Source organism: Gammaproteobacteria bacterium (assembly GCA_003696665.1).
Lineage (GTDB): Bacteria > Pseudomonadota > Gammaproteobacteria > Enterobacterales.
In genome coordinates this window covers 1-1,047 of the sequence record RFGJ01000627.1, presented here as the reverse complement: position 1 = coordinate 1,047, position 1,047 = coordinate 1, and the positions used below count along the sequence as shown (strand labels likewise).

Genomic DNA, 1,047 nt, shown 5'->3' with positions numbered 1-1,047 from the left:
TTTTCCCCTCTGTCTTCCCACAAGCATTAGGCGACAAAGAATTGCCGCACGACAGCGTGTGCCCGCGTTCGAAGGGGCATTCGGCATGTATGGCATCAGTAAGTGCGACATCATTCGCAGACATGATTCTACCTCGTCATGATGCGGCCTGTGGCGGTTGGGTTGTGGGGGTGGGTGGTGTCGGGTTTGGTTGGTCCACGTTTACGAAGCCTGAGAGGCTTCGCAAACGTGGGCTTCGCAAACGTGCACTTCTCTTCAAGGCATGACACAGTCTGGCACCACAACGCGATCAGTATAACTCATAGATAAAAGGGCATTCGGCGCTAAAGAGTCCCAAGCCATTCTCGATGTTATAATGGATGAGCACTGGTTCGGCAAAGGGATTGTTATACGACTCGTAGGCCAGTGTGAGGGTTTTCATGTAGCGGTATCTGTCTTCCGTAATGGAAATGAACTCTAACCACAAATCACATCCACTATAATTGCTACCGAGGCGCTCCTCAAAGCCAAGAAGTAGAGACACCTGCTGGCCATCCCAATCGTCATCACTGAGAATGACGCGCGTTGAGGCACCGACCAAGCCTTTGTGGTCTAGTGATACCACACCGACGTCACCCGGAACAAGCGACTTGCAACTGTCTTTCACTGTGATCTCATAAAAGTTGGCTTCTCCCACAGGATCCGTGAAGCGGATTTCGATTACTCCGGAAAAGAAACTGGAAATCGAATCTGACTCCAACGATTGCACTATCAGCGTATCAAGAGGCACACAACGAGGCATTTGCTGCACAGCGCGCAGCCGTCCATAGTCCTCCATTTCCACTATCAATTCATAAGTATCGGGTGTGGACGGCACGGGGAAGTCGAGCAAACAAGATTTATGATAGGGGCCAGATAACAACTGATCAAAGGCGAAAGGACCACAAAGCAAATCGCCATTGCGATAAACAAAGACCTCGTAACGATCTGGTAAAATAGCGGAAATCCCGCCCCCTGTGTCCCAATACGCACGTACGTCGTGCGCCCTTCTGACGTCTGCCAACAACA

1 protein-coding gene is annotated in these 1,047 nt (G+C 50.7%); it reads right to left on the bottom strand.

Annotated features, from left to right (window positions below; translation table 11 throughout):
- Positions 1-289: 289 nt before the first annotated feature.
- Positions 290-1,045: a DUF4249 family protein gene (locus D6694_15170; GenBank protein RMH34549.1), complete on the bottom strand. Its 756-nt coding sequence runs from the start codon at positions 1,043-1,045 to the stop codon at positions 290-292.
- Between the last annotated feature and the right edge of the window lie 2 nt (positions 1,046-1,047).